This is a genomic window from Bradyrhizobium sp. WSM471 (assembly GCF_000244915.1).
GTDB lineage: Bacteria > Pseudomonadota > Alphaproteobacteria > Rhizobiales > Xanthobacteraceae > Bradyrhizobium.
On sequence record NZ_CM001442.1, the window covers coordinates 4,927,296 to 4,949,759 of the forward strand.

Annotated in this window: 21 protein-coding genes; 17 read left to right on the forward strand and 4 right to left on the reverse strand. The window is 63.2% G+C overall.

Annotated elements, in window-relative coordinates:
• The first annotated feature begins 2 nt into the window (after window positions 1-2).
• From rnr to BRA471DRAFT_RS22075, 6 genes are all read left to right on the forward strand, one after another.
• Window positions 3-2,357, forward strand: a complete 2,355-nt coding sequence (rnr, locus tag BRA471DRAFT_RS22050) for a ribonuclease R (protein WP_007611240.1) — start codon at window positions 3-5, stop codon at window positions 2,355-2,357.
• Entirely contained in the window at window positions 2,351-2,785 is a 435-nt protein-coding gene (locus BRA471DRAFT_RS22055) for a DUF983 domain-containing protein (RefSeq protein ID WP_007611241.1), read from the forward strand. The genes rnr and BRA471DRAFT_RS22055 overlap by 7 nt, the downstream gene beginning before the upstream one ends.
• 33 nt (window positions 2,786-2,818) lie before the next feature.
• A complete protein-coding gene (locus tag BRA471DRAFT_RS22060) occupies window positions 2,819-3,568 on the forward strand; it encodes an NUDIX hydrolase (protein WP_007611242.1) in 750 nt (249 codons plus the stop codon).
• Window positions 3,569-3,814: 246 nt separating this feature from the next.
• Window positions 3,815-5,140: an LLM class flavin-dependent oxidoreductase gene (locus BRA471DRAFT_RS22065; protein WP_007611244.1), complete on the forward strand. Its 1,326-nt coding sequence runs from the start codon at window positions 3,815-3,817 to the stop codon at window positions 5,138-5,140.
• A gap of 124 nt (window positions 5,141-5,264) precedes the next feature.
• The gene (gene rpmG, locus BRA471DRAFT_RS22070) at window positions 5,265-5,432 is read left to right on the forward strand and encodes a 50S ribosomal protein L33 (protein ID WP_007603295.1); all 168 of its coding nucleotides are present in this window, start codon (window positions 5,265-5,267) and stop codon (window positions 5,430-5,432) included.
• A gap of 501 nt (window positions 5,433-5,933) precedes the next feature.
• A complete protein-coding gene (locus BRA471DRAFT_RS22075; RefSeq protein WP_007611247.1) occupies window positions 5,934-6,602 on the forward strand; it encodes a helix-turn-helix domain-containing protein in 669 nt (222 codons plus the stop codon).
• 64 nt (window positions 6,603-6,666) lie between these two features.
• Here BRA471DRAFT_RS22075 and BRA471DRAFT_RS22080 read toward each other — a convergent pair whose 3' ends face one another.
• On the reverse strand, window positions 6,667-8,550 hold the full coding sequence (locus tag BRA471DRAFT_RS22080) for a caspase family protein (RefSeq protein ID WP_083843257.1): 1,884 nt from the start codon (window positions 8,548-8,550) through the stop codon (window positions 6,667-6,669).
• Between the two features lie 204 nt (window positions 8,551-8,754).
• On the opposite strand from BRA471DRAFT_RS22080, the gene BRA471DRAFT_RS22085 reads away from it, so the two are divergent.
• The 4 genes from BRA471DRAFT_RS22085 to arsA all read left to right on the forward strand — a co-directional run bounded on the left by BRA471DRAFT_RS22085 (window position 8,755) and on the right by arsA (window position 14,359).
• Window positions 8,755-9,993: an acyltransferase gene (locus tag BRA471DRAFT_RS22085; protein WP_157234089.1), complete on the forward strand. Its 1,239-nt coding sequence runs from the start codon at window positions 8,755-8,757 to the stop codon at window positions 9,991-9,993.
• Window positions 9,994-10,107: 114 nt separating this feature from the next.
• Window positions 10,108-10,860 (forward strand): DUF6064 family protein, encoded by a 753-nt coding sequence (locus BRA471DRAFT_RS22090; RefSeq protein ID WP_231170951.1) that lies wholly within the window; start codon window positions 10,108-10,110, stop codon window positions 10,858-10,860.
• An 81-nt stretch (window positions 10,861-10,941) separates the two neighbouring features.
• Complete coding sequence (locus BRA471DRAFT_RS22095; protein WP_371258330.1) at window positions 10,942-12,441, forward strand: acetyl-CoA C-acyltransferase; 1,500 nt, start codon at window positions 10,942-10,944, stop codon at window positions 12,439-12,441.
• Window positions 12,442-12,604: 163 nt separating this feature from the next.
• Window positions 12,605-14,359, forward strand: coding sequence for an arsenical pump-driving ATPase (arsA, locus tag BRA471DRAFT_RS22100; RefSeq protein WP_007611259.1), 1,755 nt, complete (start codon window positions 12,605-12,607; stop codon window positions 14,357-14,359).
• A gap of 112 nt (window positions 14,360-14,471) precedes the next feature.
• Here the strand turns inward: arsA and BRA471DRAFT_RS22105 are convergent, their stop codons facing one another.
• On the reverse strand, window positions 14,472-15,710 hold the full coding sequence (locus tag BRA471DRAFT_RS22105; protein ID WP_007611266.1) for an MFS transporter: 1,239 nt from the start codon (window positions 15,708-15,710) through the stop codon (window positions 14,472-14,474).
• A 129-nt stretch (window positions 15,711-15,839) separates the two neighbouring features.
• Here BRA471DRAFT_RS22105 and BRA471DRAFT_RS22110 point away from each other — a divergent pair, with 129 nt between their 5' ends.
• From BRA471DRAFT_RS22110 to BRA471DRAFT_RS22125, 4 genes are all read left to right on the forward strand, one after another.
• Window positions 15,840-16,448 carry a TetR/AcrR family transcriptional regulator gene (locus BRA471DRAFT_RS22110; RefSeq protein WP_007611267.1) on the forward strand — a complete coding sequence of 203 codons (609 nt, stop codon included), beginning with the start codon at window positions 15,840-15,842 and terminating at the stop codon, window positions 16,446-16,448.
• A gap of 195 nt (window positions 16,449-16,643) precedes the next feature.
• Window positions 16,644-16,916, forward strand: coding sequence for a hypothetical protein (locus BRA471DRAFT_RS37565; RefSeq protein WP_007611268.1), 273 nt, complete (start codon window positions 16,644-16,646; stop codon window positions 16,914-16,916).
• Between the two features lie 49 nt (window positions 16,917-16,965).
• The gene (locus tag BRA471DRAFT_RS37570; RefSeq protein WP_007611269.1) at window positions 16,966-17,640 is read left to right on the forward strand and encodes a hypothetical protein; all 675 of its coding nucleotides are present in this window, start codon (window positions 16,966-16,968) and stop codon (window positions 17,638-17,640) included.
• 210 nt (window positions 17,641-17,850) lie between these two features.
• Complete coding sequence (locus BRA471DRAFT_RS22125; protein ID WP_231170952.1) at window positions 17,851-18,153, forward strand: hypothetical protein; 303 nt, start codon at window positions 17,851-17,853, stop codon at window positions 18,151-18,153.
• A gap of 244 nt (window positions 18,154-18,397) precedes the next feature.
• Here the strand turns inward: BRA471DRAFT_RS22125 and BRA471DRAFT_RS22130 are convergent, their stop codons facing one another.
• Both BRA471DRAFT_RS22130 and BRA471DRAFT_RS22135 read right to left on the reverse strand, forming a co-directional pair.
• A complete protein-coding gene (locus tag BRA471DRAFT_RS22130) occupies window positions 18,398-19,771 on the reverse strand; it encodes a PleD family two-component system response regulator (RefSeq protein WP_007611271.1) in 1,374 nt (457 codons plus the stop codon).
• Window positions 19,772-19,785: 14 nt separating this feature from the next.
• Window positions 19,786-20,151, reverse strand: coding sequence for a response regulator (locus tag BRA471DRAFT_RS22135; RefSeq protein ID WP_007611272.1), 366 nt, complete (start codon window positions 20,149-20,151; stop codon window positions 19,786-19,788).
• Window positions 20,152-20,391: 240 nt separating this feature from the next.
• Between BRA471DRAFT_RS22135 and BRA471DRAFT_RS22140 the strand changes: the two genes are divergently transcribed.
• The 3 genes from BRA471DRAFT_RS22140 to BRA471DRAFT_RS22150 are packed head-to-tail and all read left to right on the forward strand — an operon-like array spanning window position 20,392 to window position 22,396.
• Window positions 20,392-20,703: a DUF3572 domain-containing protein gene (locus BRA471DRAFT_RS22140; protein ID WP_007611273.1), complete on the forward strand. Its 312-nt coding sequence runs from the start codon at window positions 20,392-20,394 to the stop codon at window positions 20,701-20,703.
• Window positions 20,700-21,989: a DNA polymerase IV gene (locus tag BRA471DRAFT_RS22145; RefSeq protein WP_007611274.1), complete on the forward strand. Its 1,290-nt coding sequence runs from the start codon at window positions 20,700-20,702 to the stop codon at window positions 21,987-21,989. The genes BRA471DRAFT_RS22140 and BRA471DRAFT_RS22145 overlap by 4 nt, the downstream gene beginning before the upstream one ends.
• Window positions 21,989-22,396, forward strand: a complete 408-nt coding sequence (locus BRA471DRAFT_RS22150; RefSeq protein ID WP_007611276.1) for an ACT domain-containing protein — start codon at window positions 21,989-21,991, stop codon at window positions 22,394-22,396. The genes BRA471DRAFT_RS22145 and BRA471DRAFT_RS22150 overlap by 1 nt, the downstream gene beginning before the upstream one ends.
• Window positions 22,397-22,464 lie beyond the last annotated feature (68 nt).

The window sequence follows — 22,464 nt, forward strand, 5'->3', positions numbered from 1 at the left end:
AAGTGAAACGCAAGAATGACCGTGGCTTTCCCGACCGGGCAGCCATCGTCGCCTTCATCAAGGCAAATCCCGGAAAGGTCGGAACCCGCGAAATTGCGCGCGAGTTCGGCCTGAAGAACGCCGACCGCATCGAGCTCAAGCGCATGCTGCGCGAGCTCGCCGACGACGGGCTCGTCAAGAAAAAGCGCCATACGATTTCAGAGCCGGACAGCCTGCCGCCGACGCTGGTCGCCGACATCACCGGCCGCGACGCCGACGGCGAGCTGGTCGCCTCCCCGACCGAATGGGACGAGGTCGAAAGCGGCGAACCGCCAAAGATCCTCATCACGATGCCGCGCCGGCCCAAGCCCGGCACCGCGGCCGGCGTTGGCGATCGCGCGCTGCTGCGCGTTGAGCGCTCGGATGAAACCGAAGGCCCGGCCTATCGCGGCCACATCATCAAGGTCTTCGACAAGACCAAGAGCCGCATCCTCGGCGTCTTCCGCAGCCTGCCCGAAGGCGGCGGGCGGATCATCCCCGTCGACAAGAAGTCCGCCGACCGCGAGCTGAACATCGCCCCGACCGAGACGCACGGCGCGCAGGACGGCGATCTCGTCAGCGTCGACATCATCCGCTCGCGCGGCTTTGGGCTGGCGTCAGGCCGCGTCAAGGAGAAGCTCGGCTCGGTCAAGTCGGAGAAGGCGATCAGCCTGATCGCGATCTACGCGCACGACATCCCGCTGCAATTCCGCCCCGCGGCGGAGCGCGAGGCCGAAGCGGCGGAGCCGGCCAATTTGAAGGGGCGCGAGGACTGGCGCGACGTCCCGCTGGTCACCATCGATCCGCCGGATGCCAAGGATCACGACGACGCGGTGCACGCGCAGCCGGATCCCGATCCCAACAACAAGGGCGGCTTCATCGTCGATGTCGCCATCGCCGACGTGAGCTTCTACGTGCGGCCCGGCACCGCGCTCGACCGCGACGCGCTCGACCGCGGCAACTCGGTCTATTTCCCCGACCGCGTCGTGCCGATGCTGCCCGAGCGCATCTCCAACAATCTGTGCTCGCTGGTGCCGGGCGAGCCGCGCGGCGCGCTCGCGGTGCGGATGATCATCGCCCCGGACGGGCGGAAACGATCGCACAGCTTCCATCGCATCCTGATGCGCTCTGCAGCCAAGCTGAGCTATGCCCAGGCGCAGGCCGCAATCGACGGAAGGCCGGACGACACCACCGGCCCCCTGCTCGATCCGATCCTGAGGCCGCTCTATGCCGCCTATGCCTGCGTCAAGCGCGCGCGAGACGAGCGCGATCCGCTCAATCTCGATCTGCCCGAGCGCAAGATCCTGCTGAAGAGTGACGGCACGGTCGACCGCGTCGTCGTGCCCGACAGGCTCGACGCGCACAAGCTGATCGAGGAGTTCATGATCCTCGCCAATGTCGCGGCAGCCGAGATGCTTGAGAAGAAATCGCTGCCGCTGATCTACCGCGTGCATGACGAGCCGACCCTGGAAAAGGTCCACGCGCTCGCGGAATTCCTGGCGACGCTGGACGTTCCGTTCGCAAAGGGCGGCGCGTTGCGCCCCGCTCTGTTCAACCGCGTGCTGGCGCAGCTCGAAGGTCACGACCACTTTCCGCTGGTGAGCGAGGTCGTGCTGCGCGCCCAGGCGCAGGCCGAATACTCCTCGGAGAATTACGGTCATTTCGGCCTGAATTTGCGCCGCTATGCGCATTTCACCTCGCCGATCCGCCGCTATGCCGACCTTGTCGTGCACCGTGCGCTGGTTCGCGCGCTCGGCCTCGGCGAAGGCGCGCTGCCCGACACCGAGACGCCGGAAACGTTGAGCGAAGTCGCAGCCCACATCTCGGTGACCGAGCGGCGCGCGATGAAAGCGGAGCGCGAGACCGTCGACCGCCTGATCGCCCATCACCTCGCCGACCGCATCGGGTCGAGCTTCCAGGGCCGTGTCTCCGGCGTCACGCGCGCCGGCCTGTTCGTCAAGCTGGCTGAGACCGGCGCCGACGGCCTGATCCCGATCCGATCCCTCGGCACGGAATATTTCAATTACGACGAAGGCCGCCACGCCCTGGTCGGCACACGCAGCGGCACCATGCATCAGCTCGGTGACGTCGTCGACGTCCGCCTGATCGAAGCGGCTCCCATCGCAGGCGCGTTGCGCTTCGAGCTGCTGTCCTCGACCGGTGAGACCGCGCCCCGCGGTCGCAGGTCCTCCGGTCCGCAGCGCCGCCCCTCGTTCAAGGCGCATCCCGGGCGCAGCCCCGACAAAAAGCGCAAGCCGGACAGGCCGAAAAAGCCCGGGAAGGGCAAAAAAGCCAAGGGAAAAAGCAAGGGCAAGGGCCAGAAGGGCAAGGCATGGTGAGCACGGCGCCGAAGATCTGGACCCGCGAGACCGGCCTCGTCGAGAAGCGCGACGTCTTTGCTGCGATGAGGCGCGGCTTTCGCGGCCGCTGCCCGCGCTGCGGCAAGGGAAAGCTGTTCCGCGCCTTTCTCAAGACCGCGGACAATTGCTCGGTCTGCGGCCTCGATGTCACGCCGCACCGCGCCGACGATTTGCCCGCATATCTCGTCATCGTCATCGTCGGCCACATCGTGGTGCCCACCGTCCTCTGGATCGAGACCAATTACTCCACGCCGGTCTGGATCAGCTTCGCGGCCTATCTGCCCTTCACCTTCGCCGCCTCGCTGGCACTGCTGCAGCCGGTGAAGGGAGCCGTGGTCGGATTGCAATGGGCTCTGCGCATGCATGGGTTTGACGACAACCCGACGGATGGTATTCCGCCGGTGTAAGCAAAGTAAGCAAGAAGTGGTTTGGGTGAGGACATGACGGATACGTCGCAGACAGCCGACAAGGCCAAGATCCACGAGGGCAAGGAAGCCGATCACCATCCCTATTTCCGCCCGAAAGATGCCGCGACACTGATCCTGGTCGATCGCAGCGGAGCCATTCCAAAAGTGCTGGTCGGCAAGCGCCACGACAACGTGGTGTTCATGCCCGGAAAGTTCGTCTTCCCCGGCGGCCGCGTCGACAAGGACGATTATCGCGTGCCGTGCGCGGCGCCCGTCACCGCCGAGCTTGAAGCCAATCTCGCCAAGGGCAGTCCGAAGACGCCCGCCTCGCGCGCGAAGTCGCTGGCGATTGCCGCGATCCGCGAGGCCTGCGAGGAGACCGGTCTCTGCCTCGGGCGCAAAGCCGAGGTGAAGGCCAAGCTCGAAGGCGCCTGGAGGCCGTTCGCGGATGCGGGCCTGCTGCCCGACCCGTCCAGCCTGTTCCTGATCGCGCGCGCGATCACCCCGCCCGGTCGCGTCAAGCGCTTCGACACGCGCTTCTTCACGGCGGACGCCTCCGCGATCGCCCATCGCGTCGACGGCGTCATCCATGCCGATGCCGAGCTGGTCGAGCTGGTCTGGGTCGAGCTCGGCTCAAAGCCGCTCGCCGATCTGCATCCGATGACGCGCAACGTGCTCAACGAACTCGACGCGCGCCTCGCCACCGGCCCGCTCCGCCACGATGCGCCGGTGCCGTTCTTCCATTTCTACGGCGGCAAGATGCAGAAGGATATTTTGAGCTGACTGGCCGCGCGGGCCCACGTCTCTCCTCCGTCATTCAGGGGCGCGCGAAGCGCGAGCCCGGAATCCATTCATCACCGTCCTTGCTGCTCGATGGATTCCGGGTTCGCCGCTACGCGGCCCCCCGGAATGACGGGAATGTGCTGAGCGGCCACTCAAAAACAAAATAATCTTCCCGCCTTCCCCGATGGCGGAGTTCCGCGGCATGCCTATGTCTTCCGGAACGACACCAAGAACGGACACCGGGCGATGGCACAACGGCAACTCAAGCTTGGCGCGTTCATGCGCCCGATCAGCATCCACACCGGCGCCTGGCGCTATCCCGGGGCCTGGCCGGACGCCAATTTCAACTTCGGCCACATCAAGACGCTGATCCAGAAGCTCGAGGCCGGCAAGTTCGACGCCTTCTTCATGGCCGATCACCTCGCCGTGCTGAACATGCCGGTCAATGCGCTCAAGCGCAGCCACACGGTCACCTCGTTCGAGCCGTTCACGCTGCTGTCGGCGCTGTCGGCCGTGACCGAGCGGATTGGCCTGGTCGCGACGGGCTCGACCACGTTCGACGAGCCCTATCACGTCGCGCGGCGCTTCGCCTCGCTCGACCATCTCAGCGGCGGACGTGCGGGCTGGAACATCGTCACCACCTCGAACCCGGATGCGGCCCTGAATTTCGGCCTCGACGACCACATGGAGCACGGCGAGCGCTACAAGCGCGCCCGCGAGTTCTACGACGTCGTCACGGGCCTGTGGGATTCCTTTGCCGACGACGCCTTCGTGCGCGATGTCGAAAGCGGCGTGTTCGTCGATCCCGCGAAGATGCATGTGCTCGACCATCACGGCAAATATCTGAAAGTGCGCGGCCCCCTCAACATCGCCCGCCCGGTCCAGGGCTGGCCGGTGATCGTGCAGGCCGGCGCCTCCGAGGACGGCAGGCAGCTCGCGGCAGAGACCGCGGAAGCCGTCTTCACCGGCGGCGGCAGCCTTGCCGACAGCCAGAAACTCTATGCCGACATCAAGGGCCGCATGGAGAAGGTCGGCCGCGATCCCGAACACCTCAAGATTCTCCCCGGCGCCTTCGTCGTGGTCGGCGACAGCGTCGACGAGGCCAGGGAGAAGCGTGCGCTGCTCGACAGCCGCGTGCATTACGACAGCGCCATCGCCTCGCTCTCGGTCATCCTCGGCACGGATGCCTCCGGCTTCGATCCGGATGGACCGCTTCCCGAAATCCCCGAAACCAACGCCAGCAAGAGCGGCCGCCAACGGATGGTCGACCTCGCCGCGCGCGACAAGCTCACGGTGCGCCAGCTCGCCCAGCGCGTCGGCGGCTATGGCGGGCTATCCTTCGTCGGCACGGCCAAAACCATCGCCGACCAGATGGAGGAATGGCTGGTCGGGCGCGGCTCCGACGGCTTCAACATCATGTTCCCGTTCCTGCCCGCCGGCCTCGACGATTTCGTCGACAAGGTGGTCCCGGAGCTGCAGCGCCGCGGGATTTTCCGGAAAGAGTACGAAGGGCCCACTTTGAGGGAGAATCTCGGCCTGCCGCGGCCTAAAAACCGGTTCTTCGAGGCCTGATCGGGCCGATTTGGGTGCTTTTCGAGCCCTAAAATCTTGACATCAGGCCGTTTCTGGCTAGGTTGCCGGCCAACGCGGGCCATTTGGCCGGCTCCAGATTCCCTTCATTCCTGAGGTTCTGAACATGGCCAAAGCGGTCACCATCAAGGTCAAGCTCGTGTCCTCGGCCGACACCGGCTTCTACTACGTCGCCAAGAAGAATTCGCGCACCATGACCGACAAGCTGGTCAAGAAGAAGTACGATCCCGTCGCGCGCAAGCACGTCGAATTCCGCGAAGCCAAGATCAAGTAAGAAGATCGCGGAACGTAGAAGACTTTTGCGGGGCCCTTTCGGGCCCCGTTTCATTATGCGCCCCATCCTCTCGTGTCCCGGACGCGCTGCAGGGCCCTTGCGCGGCTGCGCAGAACCGAACCCAGAAGCTACATAGCGCAATACGGAGACGTGGTCCCGGCTTTGCGGCACATCTTCGAGCGGACGTGCGTTGGCCGCGAACTCAAAAATCTGAACCACCACAGGCATCTTGGTTTACGCCTCCGCCCGTGATCATTGCGGCAAGGGCTTAACTCGATTCAGATCAACATGGTCTGCCGGCGGATCATTAAACCAAAACAGTGCCTAGCGAACCCAGCGACTTCCCCCAATTGAGCCGCCAGCGCACCCAAGAGCTGGCGGCCTTTGTCGCCTTGCTTCCGTACCGCTGCGCTCATCACATTGAACTTGATCTTCCTCAACCTTGCCTGCCGCTTTTTCCCATACCCTCAGTTGGGTTCCGCAAAACGCGGGGGAGGAACGATGCTCGTAAGAAAGCAACAAATTGTGCCTCAACGGCCAAGCTCGAGCGAACTGAATGCGCTCGCCGGGCACGCGGTGTTTTGCAGCGAATTCAAGTATCGACGCGGCACCGAGATCTTCGGAGAAGCGGAGCCGATCCAATATCTTTACCAGGTCAAGAGCGGAGCGGTTCGGAGCTATAAATTGTTGGCTGACGGTCGGCGACAGATCATGGCCTTTCATCTACCCGGTGATATCTTCGGCGTCGAGAACGGTTCAGCTCACCGATTTACCGCTGAGGCGATTGTCGAAACGATTGTCCGGCTGACCGATCGCCAGAATGTCGTCGAACAGAAGTGTGGCAGTGCGACCGCGACGAACAATGTGCTCAGGCTCGTCACGGGCAGCCTTCAACATGCCGAAACTCACATGCTGTTACTCGGGAGGAAAACGGCAATCGAGAAAGTCGCGGCTTTCTTGATCGAAATGGACGTCCGCTTGACTGCGGCCGGAGTGATGAGCCTTCCCATGAACCGTCGCGATATCGCGGACTATCTGGGGCTGACGCTGGAAACGGTGTCACGTGCCCTGTCACAACTCAGGGACCGTGACATTCTCAGCTTCATCGGGCAGTCCCAGCGACAAATCATATTGCGAGATCGAGCAAAATTGACCGAGTTCGATCAATGAGCGGAATTGATGCATTTGGTCTCCCTGGGGTCTCACGCGACTGACCATTGCGGGGCCGCTGCGATCAATTAGCTGAAATGCATCGCTTCTGGCGACGAACGCCGTGAGCGACAGATCCTCCGATCAGCTCCAGCACCTGTCCGCGACCGCAAGCGCTGCTTTGGACGATCATTCGCGCACCGGTTGGAATTGACCCGTCCGGCGGCTCTCCGGGGAGTTTGCGACCGGACGAAAAATCGACGGACGGAATCGATCGTTGCGGTTTCGCATTCGTGCCTGCGGCGTCCGCCGGCGAAGATCGGGCTGTCGCCCCGCTCTTGGGCCGCGTGCAACTTCCATCCTCCTGGAGCTCAAGGCCGCTCTTGCAGACAATCTTCGTACAAGCATCCCCCTCTGCTCTGAAACCTTGATCGCAAACCAGCGGACAAACCCGGCCTGACTTCGCCTTGATGGCATCCAGCGCATCGAAGCTCGCGAGCTTGGTGTCTAGTTTGGTCCCCGCATGCTTGTTGAACAGCGTCAGGGAGCGCTGTGACGAAGCGTTCCAGTCGCCATCCGCCGAGGCTGCCAGACAACCGACGCGGCGGAGTTCTGACTGCACCAGTCTTGTCACTTCCTGCGGTGACATCGCTGGCACGATCGAAGAAGGTGTTACAGCTGCGATCTTCTCCTCCGCGGCGGTAGAGCCTTGTTTCTCGGCCGCCTGCTTCCCGACCAGTTCGGCAACGGCCTTGTCGCTCGCGAGCTTGTCGGCGAGGGCCTTCTCGGCCCTGAGCTTGTCGGCGAGCGCCGTCGCAGCTGCCGCCTCGGCCTCCTTCCTCCGCTGCTCGGCTGCGGCCGCCTTGGCTTCCTCGACTTGCTTGGCCTTCTCGGCGGCGAGCCGGGCATCCTCGGCCGCCTTGGCGGCGGCTGCCGCCTTGTCCTGCTCGCCCTTCTTGGCTCGGTCGACGATGAGCCGGGCCTTCTCTTCTTCGGCTTGCCGAGCCTTCTCTGCGGCCGCAGCACGCGCATCCTCGGCAGCAATCCGATTCAGCTGGGCCTTGGCCAAGTCGGTGTAGAACCCGCTTGGATATCGGTTGAGAAAGGCGGCCCACACATCGCGAGTGCCGAGCTGGAGCGCCAATTCATAGTCGCGCCGGATCTCGCTGTCGGGGTTTGCCTGCGGTCCGGCAACGACCGGCTTTGCGGGGACGAGCGAGACATCTTCGCCGCCGAGCGAGCCGTAGACATAGGGTTCCTGCTTGTAGCCGGTGTTTTTCAATACATCGTCGCGGACGAATCCGAACGCCTTGCGCAAGTCGAGGCCCGGTGTCGGCAAGCGCTCGACAAGCGCTGCAGCGAATGGGCTGTTCCTGGAATCGCCATCCGAAGCCGTTGACCCCGCCTTCGCGGCGAATGCAATCATCGTATTCGGACTGGTCGGCTCGATCTTGGCAAGACCGCGGCCGATAGCGCGTGCAGCAACAGTCCTCTTCATGGTCTTGGCAAACGGATTGTCGCGGCAGGCATCGAGAATGATAAGCCGAAGCTGCTTCGCGGGCTCGACCGCGAACAGCGCACGATCAAGCCCCACGGTCTCGTCGAGAACGTCGCTGTCGGTCTCCAGAGTGGCATCGGTCGGGATCAGGTAATTGGTCCCGTCGAGCTCGATGCCGTGACCGGCGTAATAGATGACGGCGACCTCGGCGTCTCGCGCCCGTCCGCCGAAATCGCGCAGAGCCTTTCGCATCGCGGAGGCATTGAGATCGGCCCTGACGTCGATCCAGTCGAACCCCGCCTTCTTGAACATGCCACCGACCAGGGCGGCATCGTTCGCCGGATTGGCAAGCTTCGGCACGCTCTTGTAGGCGGAGTTTCCGATCACCAGCGCGACGCGGCGCTCGGCTTGTGCTGAGCCGCAGGACAGTCCGATGAAAAGACACGATAAAAGCCAGCGAAACGCGCCCATGACAGCCCCAGATAGCAGTATGCGCAGCCTAGGCGGAGCCTGCCAAAAGGCAAGTTCCGGCTCTGTGACGCCCATCACGCAAAAATCCGACCTGCGACGGCAATGGACTGGAGCGCGAGGAAGCAAGTGTGACCCATCTCAAAGAGCTTGATGGAGCAATTCAATACCTCCAGCGGGATCGTTGCATGAACCCGGTCCATTCCCGTGAAGAGCCATTTGCCGTTGCTGGATCCGCTGCGCTTCGCCGCCGCCCTCGGCGTCGCCGTGTTTCACCAGATGTTCTGGTCCTGGGCTTGGGTGTCGATTGGCGTCCCGGGTTTCGAACGCACCGTCGCCGCCGATGTTCTCTACCCGTCCGCCGCGCCCTTCACATGGTTCGGCTGGGTCGGCGTTGAAATCTTCTTTGTCATTTCCGGCTTCGTCATCGCGAATTCTGCAAGCACATCTTCGCCGGGCGAGTTTCTTCTTGGTCGCGCACTCCGGATTTATCCGGCGGTTTGGGTTTGCGCCACCGCGACCTTCCTCGTTCTTTTTATCTTCGGGAGCGGACCGGCATCCGAACTCGTTCTGCCCTACATTCACGCGATGCTGATGGTTCCCAAGGGAGTCACGGGACAGTGGCTCGACGAGGTCTACTGGACGCTGGCGGCCGAGACGGCGTTTTATGGCCTCGTGTTCTGCGCGATGCTCACGAAGAAGATCACCCTGCGGCACCTGGCCTGGGGTCTCACCATCTACAGCGCAATCTTCAACGCCGTCGCGCTGCTCGTGCTGTCATGCACGACGCCATCCGACTTGCCCTATCTTATCATCCTGATGTTTCGGGTGCCATGCGCAGCATTCCTGTTGTCGCATGGCTGCTTCTTTGCGCTGGGGATATGGCTGTTCATTTCCGCGAACAGACAATTGACGGCGCTCGAACAGCTCGCAATCGCCATCACCTGTCTTTCGGGCGCAGCGGAAATCTACTTTTTCGCCTCGTTCTTCTTGACGTCCATCCCCGCCATCTCGGATCAGTCAGCCCTTGTGCCGATCGCGGTTTGGGCGGCTGCGGTACTCCTCATTGCCCTCGCCGCGAATCGGCACAGGCATTCTGCGGGCATCGCGTCCCCCAAGACGCCAGCCTATTTGAGAACGCTCGGACTGATCACCTATCCGCTCTATCTCACCCACAACGTCATTGGCACGGCAATCATTCGTGCCCTGATCGATGCCGGCTGGGACGCCACCTCGGCCGTATGGGTCGCGTTGGGCATGCTTGTTCTGGTCTGCTGGTTCATTTGTGCGAAGGTCGAGCCCGCCGTCAGAAGCGCGCTGACACTGACCGTCGCGTATTTCGGAAAGCTGCCGGAGAGACAGCCGAAATCGAGACGTCCGGCGTTGGCTCGAGGGCTGCGCCTTCCGCTGCCCGTCTCGGTCAAGGTGACGGTCGCGGCGTCCTAGCCGCGCTCTCACAAGAGCTCTGCTGGCCGCAAGGCCATCCGCAACACCGGTGTCGGCGGCTGCGACGGACAGCCTCCATGTCGCCCCTCGGCCGCGAGCTGACCCCGAGGGACGTTGATCCTCATCAAGCAGCGAAGCAACGCAGTCCTCTACGCTCAAACGATCGGGCAGGAGCGCACCATGCTTCCCTTCACGCCTGAGCAGTTCCTCAGCGTCTTCGCGGCCTACAATACGGCGATCTGGCCCGCGCAAATTCTTGCCTATGCGCTTGGCGCCATCGCCGTCGCCGCCGTTCTCTGGAAAGGCCGTGCCTCTGATCGCGTTGTCTCAGCCGTCCTCGGATTGATGTGGCTGAGCACCGGTATTTTCTATCACGGCGTCTTCTTCTCCTCGGTAAACAAGGCCGCGTTCGCCTTTGGCGTCTTGTTCGTCATAGAGGGCGTGGCACTGCTCTACACGGGTGTCGTCTGCGGCCGACTTCGCTTCGCGATGAGTTTCGGGCTTCGAGCGGTGATCGGCGCGGGGTTTATTCTCTACGCATCTCTCATCTATCCGATGATCGGAATTGCAGCGGGGCATTCTTGGCCGACGTTACCGATGTTCGGTGTAGCTCCTTGCCCTGTTACCATCTTCACCTTCGGCTTTTTACTTATGACGACCGACCGCTTCTCATACTCGCTCCTGGTGATCCCCTTCATCTGGTCAATCATCGGCGGGAGCGCAGCTATCTTCCTGGACGTTCGGCAGGATTGGCTGCTTCTGATTAGCGGCTTCATGGCCGTTCCGATCGTCGTCGTCGGGAACCGACATGCACCTGCCGTACTAGCCGAGACGAGATTGACGCCCTCAACCGAATTGAGCCCATGATTGCAACGAGTGGCAGCGACCGCGCGCCCATGTTGGAAAGCTACTTCCGAGAATGGACGACTTGGCATGCCTTCAGGCAACATGATTTGGAAGGCAGTGGTTGCAGGATTGTGCGGAAGCATCGCGCATTCGCTGCTGATGTACTTCAAGTTTTGGGCTGGACTGCTTCCATCATTCCAGCCCTACGAAAGCCTCCAAACGACGCTGAGCCATGTGACCGGCACGGCAATCCATCCAGTGGTGCCGTGGCTATTTTCATTCCTGAATGGCTCAACCTTCGTCAGTCTCGCCTTTGGACATCTCTATCGATGGCTGCCCGGCAATATCGGAGCGATCAAAGGAATGGCATACGGCGTGCTCGGATGGGCGACCATGGGGTTGGTGTTCTTTCCCATGGCCAATAAGGAAGTCGTGATCTGCTCACCCGTGCGTACAGCGATCGGCACGTATGGCGGCGCGCTGAAGGATCTACCTGCGGTCGAACTTGGTGCCGTGGCAATCCGTGCTACGCTTGAACGCGCGAAACTGTCTCCCGGCGATGTCGGCACTATCGTCATGGGCAACGTCATTCAGGCCGGCAACAAGATGAACCCAGCCCGGCAAGCGGCCATCAATGGCGGCGTTCCGGTTAGTGTTCCGGCGCTGACGGTCAACCGAGTCTGCGGTTCGGGTGCGCAGGCGATTGCGAGTGCTGCTCAGGAGGTGATGCTCGGATTCACAGACAGCGCGATTGCCGGCGGCATGGAGAACATGGACCGTGCCCCGTATCTCATGGGCTCCGGGCGCTGGGGCTATCGCATGGGTGACGCGAAGATATTCGATGCGATGCTGATGGATGGTCTTAATGACGCTTTCTCCGGTCAACATTCCGGATGGCATACGGAAGATCTCGCGGCCTCACATCAGATCACCCGCGAAGAGCAGGACCGTTGGGCCGAACGCTCACAGCGGCGCTTTTCTGCGGCACAGGCTGGTGGCAAATTTGCCGCGGAAATCGTGGCGGTCGAAATTGCCTCCCGCAAGGGTCCGACAAAGTTCGACAAGGACGAGCACAACCGGCCCGATACCACGATGGAAAGCCTCGGAAAGCTGAAGCCGGCGTTCCGTAAAGATGGCACCATTACAGCCGGCAACGCGCCCGGGCTCAACACCGGCGCGTCGGCGATGATCGTGGCCGATCGCGCTTGGGCCGACAAGAAGGGCCTGGCGCCGATGGCGCGCCTGGTCGCCTACGGAATCGGCGCCGTCGAACCAGGCATGTTCGGATTGGGGCCGGTTCCGGCGGTAAAGCAGGCACTCGAACGGGCCGGCTGGAAAAACTCGGACATCCAGCGCATTGAAATCAACGAGGCGTTCGCGGCGATCGCAATTGCGGTTGCGAAGGATCTGGGCCTCGAACCCAGCATCGTCAATGTGGAGGGCGGCGCGATCGCGCATGGTCATCCGATCGGTGCCTCCGGCGCGGTGCTTACCACTCGACTGCTGCATTCTATGAAACGCGATGGTGTCAAAAAGGGTATTGTCACTCTTTGCATCGGCGGCGGCCAGGGAATCGCGCTTGCGCTTGAATCGATGAATTGAGCGCGTCTTCGCGAAAAGAAGGTATGAGCTGCCTGGGCGCGGCGGTCGTCCGGCATGCCGGAAGCGTTGAGCCGATGAATCATCTCGAACGCAGTGCTCATCGCGGCACCTGGACCAGGCGAAAATCCGTCGCATGACCGCGACAGCCCCAAGAGAACCTACGATGCCGCACTTTCGCGCGCTGACCGCCCCAACCCCGTATCTGTTTTTCACCGGAAAGGGCGGCGTCGGCAAAACCTCTCTTGCGTGCGCCACGGCCGTTGGCCTCGCCGACCGTGGACTGCGCGTTCTCATCGTCAGCACCGACCCTGCATCGAACCTCGACGAGATGCTCGCAGTCACTTTGACCGATCGCCCTACGCCGGTGCCAAACGTGACCGGACTCTCGGCGATGAATATCGATCCCGAGGCAGCTGCCGAAAACTATCGTAGCCGAGTCCTCGAACAGCTCGGACCCGAAGTTACCACCGGCGAGCGATCGACTGTGCGTGAGCAGCTCTCCGGCGCCTGCACCACCGAAATAGCCGCCTTTGACGAGTTCGTGGGACTGCTGGACGGCGATGTGGCTGGGTTCGATCGCATCATATTCGATACCGCTCCGACCGGTCACACGTTGCGGCTCCTTAGCCTGCCCAAGGCATGGACGGGCTTTCTCAAGGACAATGATCGGGGCGCGTCCTGCCTCGGGCCGCATTCAGGTCTGAAGATGCAGGAGGACCGCTTTCGAAAGGCGCTCCAGGCCTTGGGCGATGCCAGGCAAACCACCATCATCTTGGTCACCCGCGCCGATCGCGGCGCCGTCCGCGAGGCGGCGAGGACATCGGGCGAACTTGATGCGCTCAATCTCTCGAATCAGGCCCTCGTGGTGAACGGGCGCTTCCACGCCACGGACCCGACTGATGTCGTTGCAGTTGCCCTTGAGCGGGACCAGGACGAGGCGCTGGCCGCAATGCCGGCGTCGCTCGCGAAACTGCCACGAGACGAGATTCCTTTGCTTGGCTTCGACATCGTCGGCCTGACCGCTCTAAGGGCGCTCCTGTCGCCCACCAATCAGCCATCGGTTCTATCCAGCGAGTCAAACACAGAACCGGTCGACTTGCCGGGCCTGGACCGGTTGGTCGATGACATCGCGCAGGGCAAGCGTGGCCTCATCATGGTGATGGGCAAGGGCGGCGTCGGAAAGACGACGATTGCTGCCGCCATCGCGGTGGGATTGGCGAAGCGGGGTCACGCCGTCCATCTCAGCACGACCGATCCCGCAGCTCACGTCAGTTTCGTCGTCGATGGCGTGATGCCAGGTCTGACGGTCGACCGGATCGACCCCCGGGCCGAGACGGAGCGCTATATCGCGAAAATCATGGCGAATCGTGGCCGTGACCTCGACGCGCAGGGTAAGGCTCTTCTGCTGGAGGATCTTGCTTCGCCGTGTACCGAGGAGGTCGCTGTTTTTCATGCCTTCTCGCACGTCGTTGCGGAGGCCCGGAGCGCCTTCGTGGTGCTCGATACGGCGCCGACGGGCCATACGCTGCTCCTGCTGGACGCCACCGGAGCCTATCATCGCCAGATGACGAGCCAACTTGCGACGAGCGGTCCGGGACGTATCGTTACCCCCCTGATGAGACTGCAGGACCCAACCCACACAAAGGTCATTCTGGTGACGCTGCCGGAGACGACGCCGGTTTCCGAGGCCGCCTCCCTTCAGGATGACTTGCGGCGTGCCGAAGTCGAACCATATGGCTGGGTCATCAATAAAAGCCTCACCGTCTCGGGGACACGCGATCCCCTGTTGCGGCTTCGGCTCGCTGCGGAGCGGACGCAGATAGCTCGCGTTCAGAATGGGCTCGCAAAACGTGCCTTCATCGTCGACTGGCGAAGCAAACCGCCGGTCGGTGTCGAAGAGCTTCGAACCCTGTCATGAAGCTTGCTCGCGGGTGATGACCACCGCTTCGGCCTGAAGCCCCCAATGACAACAAAGCCGTGCGACTTCGATTCGGCTCCCGAAAGCCTGCACCACTGAAGACACGGCTCGCCTACGCCGTCCGCAACACCGGCGCCGGCGGTTGCGACGGACGGATCAGCGCGAAGGCCACCTGCACGATGCCGCCGGCCAGCCCCAGCGCGACGCCGATGCGCCAAGCCATCGTATAGGAGCCGAGCGCGTCGTAGAGCACGCCTCCTCCATACGCACCGAGAAAGCTGCCGATCTGGTGGCTCATGAAGGCGAGGCCCTGGATCATCGCCTGCCAGCGCAGGCCGAACATCTCGGCGACGGCGCCCGCGACCAGCGGTCCCACACCCATCCAGAGGAAGCCCATGATCGCGCCGAACAGCAAGGTCGAGGCCGGCGTCGCCGGCAGCATGAAGTACCAGGCCAGCGCGAGTGAGCGGAAGACGTAGATGCCGCCGAGCAGCGCGAGCTTGTTCCAGCGCTGGCCGGCCCAGCCGAAGAACAGCGAGCCCAGCACGTTGAAGCCGCCGATCATGCCGAGCGTCTGCGCGCTCAGCATCGGATCGAGGCCGCAGATCGCGAGATAGGACGGCAGGTGCGTCGTGAGGAACACGAGCTGCATGCCGCAGACGAGATAGGCGCAGGTCATCACCACGAACGACGCGTTGCCGAATGCGGTCTTCGCCGCGATCATGGCCGTGGCATCGACGATCTCGTCAGTCGCGGGCTTCGGCAGCGGGACCGCGTCGACGCGTCCGGCATACCAGGCCGCGGGGATCATCAGCACCGACATCACCACGAAGCCGGCCAGCCCAACGCGCCAGCCAAAGCCCTCGTTGAGCATCTGCCCGATCGGCGCCGACAGCAGTGCGCCGAGCGAGCCCGCGCCGGAGACGATGCCGAGCACGGTGGAACGCACCGTCGCGGGCACGGCGCGCGCCGCCACCGACATTGCGATCGCCGCCGCGGTGCAGGCCAGCGACGTCCCGATCAGCACACCGGCGCCGATCATGATGGCGACGAGACCGCTCGCGGTTGCCATCAGCACCAGGCCCGCGATGTACATGAAGGAGCCAGCGATCATGATCGGACGGAAGCCGTAGCGCGTGGTCATCGCGCCGGCGAGCGGCTGGAGAAAGCCCCAGGCGAGGTTTTGCACGGCCAGCGCCAGCGTGAAATCGGAGATCGACAGATGGATGTCGTGGGTCAGCGGCTGCATGAAGATGCCGAGGCTCTGCCGCAGCCCCATGCTCAGCGTCAGCATGATCGAGGCGCCGATCAGGATGGGCAATGTCGGGCGCAGAACCTGCAACAGGGGCATTTTTGTCTCCCTTGGGGGCGCGGCGCGAGCGCCGTCGTCTGCAATATCAGTTGATTTTGGTTACACAGACCTGTGTACTTAGGCTATGGTTGGCGTGCGCTGTCAAGCCAACAGGACATTCACCGCCGCATGGCTCCCCCGCCCGCCCCACAGACGATGAAAGAGCGGATCCTCGAGACCGCCGACAAGCTGTTCTATCTGCAGGGCATTCGCGCCATCGGCGTCGACACCATCGCGGCCGAGATCGGCATCTCCAAGCGCACGCTCTACAACCACTTCCCCTCCAAGGACGCGCTGATCGCGGCCTATCTCGAGCGCCGCTTCGTGCAGCCCCGCCCCTCCGACAAGCCCCCGGCCGAGCAGATCCTCGCCACCTTCGATTCGCTGGAGCGCCGCTTCGCCGCAAAAGACTTTCGCGGCTGCCCGTTCGTGAATGCGGTCGCCGAGCTTGGCCCGGCGGACCGCGCCGTGAAGAAGATCGCCATCGCCTTCAAGGAAAGCCGCCGCGTCTGGTTTCGCGACCGCCTGAACGAGCTTGGCGTGACGAACGCGGAGGCGCTCGCAACGCAACTCGTGCTGCTGGTCGACGGCTCCATCGCGCAGGACCTCGTCCGCGACGACCCAGCCATGGCGCGTGCCGCGAAGGAAGTGGCGAAGGTGTTGCTGCGGAATGCCGGGGTGGACGTAGGGGATGAGGCCGCAGTGAAGTCAGGCAAGCGGGCGGCCCGGCATCCGTGAAGCAGCTGCAAGATCAGAACCCCATCGACCCGCGGCAAGAAGTCCGGATCGGCGAGCACGCATTCCAACGTCCGTTTGCCGCGCTTCACCTTCGATCGCCTGAAGGGAGCGGACAGGGCGTCACGTGACGCTTGACAGCCAGCCACAACCTAAGGGAGCATCTGGCGTTTTTTCATTCCCTTGGAGATTGCCACGATGCCTACCATCCACATGGACTCGTCCGTCAGCCAGACCGCCACCCGCGCCGTTATGAACGGAGGAGTTCTGGCCTGCACAAAGACCAGCGACAAGGACGTTTATTCTCATTCGATTTGGGCGACCGAAAGCAACATCCGGCAGTTCACGATGCACGAAGGGGACAGCATCGTCATCCCGCCCGGTTCGAGCGTGACGATATGGATATTCCGCACGCAGCCGGGAAAATCGACATGGACCATGGACTTCGAACTCAAGGAAAAGGCTGCCTGACAAGCCACACGAAACAGCCGCTCTCGGAAATCCGGGAGCGGTCACCTGCATGACCGAACTGAAAGGAACAATCGCCATTTCGGCGTCGTTGACCTTCTTTACACCGGAGAAGGTCATGAATCGAAAATCGCTTCTTCTTACAGCCGCACTGTCCTTCGCTGTTGCCGCTCCCGTCTTCGCACAAGGCGGCGGCGGCGGCGGAGGTGGTGGTGGCGGTGCCGGCGGAGGCGCAGGTGGCGCGGCCGCGAGCGGCGGCGCGTCCGGATCATCTGCCAGCTCTGGCGCAGGCACTGGCACGTCTGGCGCCGCCAACGGAGGCCCCTCGGCGCCATCCGGCATGGGCACAAACGGAACCTCGACCGGCGCTCACACCAACAACTCTCCAACCAACCCGAACGTTCAGGCCCCGACGCCGAACGGCAACACCGCGAGCACACCGGCCGCACCAAGCAGCTCGGGCACGGGCAACACCGCGTCCGGGTCGACACAGGCGGGCACGCCAAACGGGACCGACAAGTCCGGCATCACGGCAACCAACGGTGCCAACAGCGACAACAAGGGCCAGATGAGCCCCGCGGAGCAAGCAAGGACGGGGATCAAGACGCTTCCGCAGGATCAAACTCCAGGAGCTGTCAGTGCGCCGGGCGTTGGCGTCGGTCACGCGGCGAACGGCTTGCCGATCGGCACGCCCGGTTCGGGGACCAGCAACGTCGATCAGAAGTGACCCGGACTTTCTCCATCTCCACAGGGCCCGCTACGGCGGGCCTCTTTGTGACGTCCCGAAGAGGGCTGCGAGAGCGAAAAACGGGTAAACTTGGCATCAGGCGGCCCTGCCGATACACTGGTTTCTTTTTGGGGCGTGCCCATGATTAGATTTTCGTCGTTGCTGCTAATTTCATTCCCGATCATCTGCACCCCGGCCGCGGCTGACGAGATGAAGATCCAATTCACGTTTGGACCTCCGCGGCCCTGCACCACCGTCTTTCCAAATCCCGAAATCAAGTTGAAAAGTGTTCCGCCCGGCACGCGCACGATCGTCGTCAAGTTTCGCAGAGAGAAGAACTACGAGATGGGCGGCCAGGAGATCCCATTTCCCTCGGATAACATCGTGAAGCCGGAGAGCTTACGAACCTGGGGCCCCTGCAATTCCGGCCTGTACACTTACGAGATCATCGCAAAGTCCAGCACGGGCGCGGCCCTGGCCAAGGCAGAATGGTCGGAGCCGTATCCTCCCTGACTTGAAGGGTGGACGCCCGCTTGTTCGCCATGGCGTGCCGGATTCCTCGCCTGCGCGATGACAGCGAAGATCGTAGGATGTTCGTGATGCTAGCAGCATGCTCCTGTTTTGCCCGACGAGTCAAACGGCATTGCTGTCTGCATCAGCCGTTTTGCAACGCGCGTAAGCCATTGATTTAGCTAGCGTCGGCTACTGTGCATGGGGTTGTTTTCGCGCTTTTTTGCGCCGGCCTGTGCGAGCGGCCTCACGCCGCGTGCGACACCACGCGATTGCGGCCGTCGTGCTTGGCGCGATAAAGCGCGGTGTCGGCGCGCTTGAGGACGTCGCCAACCGCCTCGCCCTTCTGCTCCAGCGTGGTCAGGCCGATCGAGATCGTGACCTCGATGCGCTTGGTGCCCTTGTGGATCGCAAAGGGCTCGCCGGCGATCGAGCGGCGCAGGCGCTCGGCGACCATGCCGGCGACGTGGAGATCGGTCTCGGGCATCACGATGACGAATTCCTCGCCGCCATAGCGGCAGGCAAGGTCGATGCCGCGGATCGACTTGCGCACCCGCACGGCGAATTCGCGCAGCACGTCGTCGCCGGCATCGTGGCCGTAATTGTCGTTGATCGACTTGAAGTAGTCGATGTCCAGGATCATCAGCGCCAGCGGCTTGCCGCGGGTCGCGGCCTGCTCGGCCAGCGTCGCGAGATGGCTCTCCATGTAGCGGCGATTGTGCAGGCCGGTGAGCGCATCCGTGATCGCCATCTCGATCGAGTTCTGCACGTTGTCGCGCAGATGGTCGGTGTAACGGCGGCGGCGGATCTGGGTGCGGGCACGCGCCAGCAGCTCGATCTTGTCGATGGGACGCAGCAGATAGTCGTTGACCCCGATCTCGAGCCCACGCAGCAGCCGCGTCGCGTTCTCGGGGTCGGCGATCGCCAGGATCGGCACATGCCGCGTGCGCTCCAGCGAGCGCGCCTGGCTGCACAGCCGAAGGCCGTCGAAATTGTTGAGGTCAAGCGAGACGATCAGCAGATCGTAATTGCCCTCGGCGGCGTGGAACAGCGCCTCCGTCGGGTTCGGCTCGACGTCGATGGTGTGCTCGGCGGCGAGGATCGTCGCCAGCCGCTCATAGGAGGACTGGCGGTCGTCGACCAGCAGGATGCGGCCGCCCTTGCCGGTGTCGGAGATTGCACTGCGCTCAGGCGCCTGCATGCCGATCTCGAGCGAGGTGATGGCGCGCATGCGCAGCTCATCGGTCATCATCTTCAGCCGGGTCAGCGAGCGCACGCGCGCGATCAGCACGACGTCGGAGACGGGTTTCGTCAGGAAATCGTCGGCGCCGGCTTCCAGCCCGCGGTTGCGGTCGGACGGGCTGTCGAGCGCGGTGACCATCACGACGGGAATGTGATGCGTGGCCGGATTGGTCTTGAGGCGGCGGCAGACCTCGAAACCGTCCATGTCCGGCATCATGACGTCGAGCAGGATGATGTCGCATTCGGCGCGGGCGCAGATCGCCAGCGCCTCGGTGCCGTTCGCGGCGGTCATCACGTCGAAATATTCGGCGGACAGGCGGGCTTCGAGCAGCTTGACGTTGGCAGGAACGTCGTCGACGACGAGGATACGCGCGGACACTGTGAACTCACTTCCTATCCGATGAAACGTCGGACCGTCTCAATGAATTTGCCGACCGAGATCGGCTTGGACAAATAGGCCTCGCAGCCGCCCTCGCGGATGCGCTCTTCGTCGCCCTTCATCGCGAACGCGGTGACGGCGACGACGGGAATATTGCGCAGCTCCGGATCGTCCTTGATCCAGCGCGTCACCTCCAGGCCCGAGACCTGCGGCAATTGGATATCCATCAGCACGAGGTCGGGCCGCATCTTGCGAACGAGGTCGAGCGCCTCGTAGCCGTTGCTGGTGCCGGTGGTCTGGTAGCCGTGCGCCTCCAACAGGTCGCGGAAGAGCTTCATGTTGAGCTCGTTGTCTTCCACGATCAGGACGGTCTTAGCCATCCCGCCCTCCTGATTGGTCCGCAGACCGATGCATGTGACGCCTCAGGCGCCGGTCGCCGGCGCTTCGAAAACTGGATTCAAACTAGCCTCGAATTCGCTTGAGTTTCGTTAAACCCGAGGGCCGACTTTCTGCGATGTGGTTTCCAGTTGCTTGTCGGGGGTCGCAAGACTTACGAACGAGACTCGGGCATGGTGGCCCAAAGTAGACACCGAAAGTTAACGGAAAGGCAAACCGGCCCCGTGAAAAAGCCTGTTCACAACCCGCGCGAAGTCGCTGAAATCGTTGCGCTTCAGGCGCTGTCCTTCGTCGCGGGCGAACCCGAGCGGCTGGGCCTGTTCCTGGCCGAGACAGGGGTCGGCCCGGAGATGCTGCGCAAGGCCGCCTCGGACCCCAATTTCCTGCTCAGCGTGCTCGATTTCGTGATGCGCGACGACGCCACCGTGAAGGCCTTTGCCAGCGCTGCGGAACTGCATCCGACCAACGTTGCCGCAGCGCGGCAGGTTCTCGGTGACGCGCTCGGCGACCCCCATTGGGAGCGCGACGTGCCGTGACCTCCCTGGAGACGGCCGGGCCCCGCTGCTTCTGCCGGGATTGTTCGGCCGATCTGGATATGGGCGTGCGGCGCTGTTCCGCCTGCGGTTCCCCCCGCCTCGCCCGCCACCGCGCGCTTGCAAGCCTGACCATCGCCCATATCGACTGCGACGCCTTCTACGCGACCGTCGAGAAGCGCGACAATCCCGACATCGCCGACAAGCCCGTCATCATCGGCGGGGGCAAGCGCGGCGTGGTGTCGGCCGCCTGCTACATCGCGCGCACCTACGGCGTGCGCTCGGCCATGCCGATGTACAAGGCGCTGGAAGCCTGCCCGCATGCGGCCGTGATCCCGCCGGACATTGCGAAATATGTCCGGGTCGGGCGCGAGGTGCGCCAGGCCATGCAGGCGCTGACGCCACTGGTCGAGCCGCTCTCGATCGACGAGGCCTTCCTCGATCTCTCCGGCACCGAGCGGGTGCACGGCATGATCCCGGCCAAGGTGCTTGCGCGGTTCGCCCGCGACATCGAGCGCGACATCGGCATCAGCGTCTCGGTCGGCCTCTCCTGCAACAAGTTCCTGGCCAAGATCGCCTCCGACCTCGACAAGCCGCGCGGGTTTGCCGCGCTCGACCAGGAGGAAGCTCGTTCGATGCTGGCCGAGAAGCCGGTCGGTTTCATTTTCGGCGTTGGGCCCGCAACGCAGGAGCGTCTGGTGCAGCGCGGCTTCCGCATCATCGCCGACCTGCAGAAGGCCGACGAGATCGAGATGATGCGGCAGTTCCCGAGCGACGGCCGCAGGCTGTGGCGGCTCGCGCGCGGCATCGACGACCGCCGCGTCGAGCCTGATCGGGGCGCCAAGACGATTTCGAGCGAGACGACGTTCGAGACCAACATCCGCGACTTCGCGACGCTGGAGAAGATCCTGTGGCGGCTCTGCGAGAAGACGTCATCTCGCCTCAAGAGCAGCGAGCTTGCCGGCCTGACCGTCACGTTGAAGCTGAAGACCGCCGATTTCCGCCAACGCACCCGCTCGCAGTCGATCACGGCCCCGACGCAGCTTGCCGCAAAGATCTTCTCGATCTGCCGCGAGATGCTGGCGAAAGAGATCGACGGCACCGCCTTCCGCCTGATGGGCGCCGGCGTCAGCGCATTGCGCGAGGGTTCAGTCGCCGACGACACCGACATGCTCGACCGCCGCGCCGCCCATGCCGAGCGCGCGGTGGACAGCTTGCGCAAGAAATTCGGCAGCGCCGCAGTGATCCGCGGCATCGCATATGAGGGGCCGGAAAAGGCGCAGGAGTGATGACAGGCGAACGCGACCTCGACGCACTGCTGAGACACATGAAGCCGGAGGTGCGGCCGGGCATCTTCGTATTCTGCACCATCCCGGCAGACCAGCCGATTCCCGCGGCGCTCGGCCCTTTGCTGACGTTCCGCGAGCAGGAAGGAACGACGCTGGTGATCCCTCGCGAAGAGGCCGAAACGGCGGGACTACGCTACGCATTTGCATCGTGCCTGATCACGCTGACGGTTCACTCCGCACTCGATGCGGTGGGCTTTCTGGCGGCGATCACGGCACGTCTCGCCGCAGCCGGCATTAGCGCGAACGCCGTTTCGGCGTTCCACCACGATCATCTGTTTGTGCCGGCTGACAGGGCAGACAAAGCGATGGTTCTTCTGCAGGAGATGTCGCGCACGAGAGAGGTGTAGCCCGATGGAGCGCAGCGTAATCCGGGACAGTGCATCTGCGGACGCAGCTTCCCGGATTACGCTTTCGC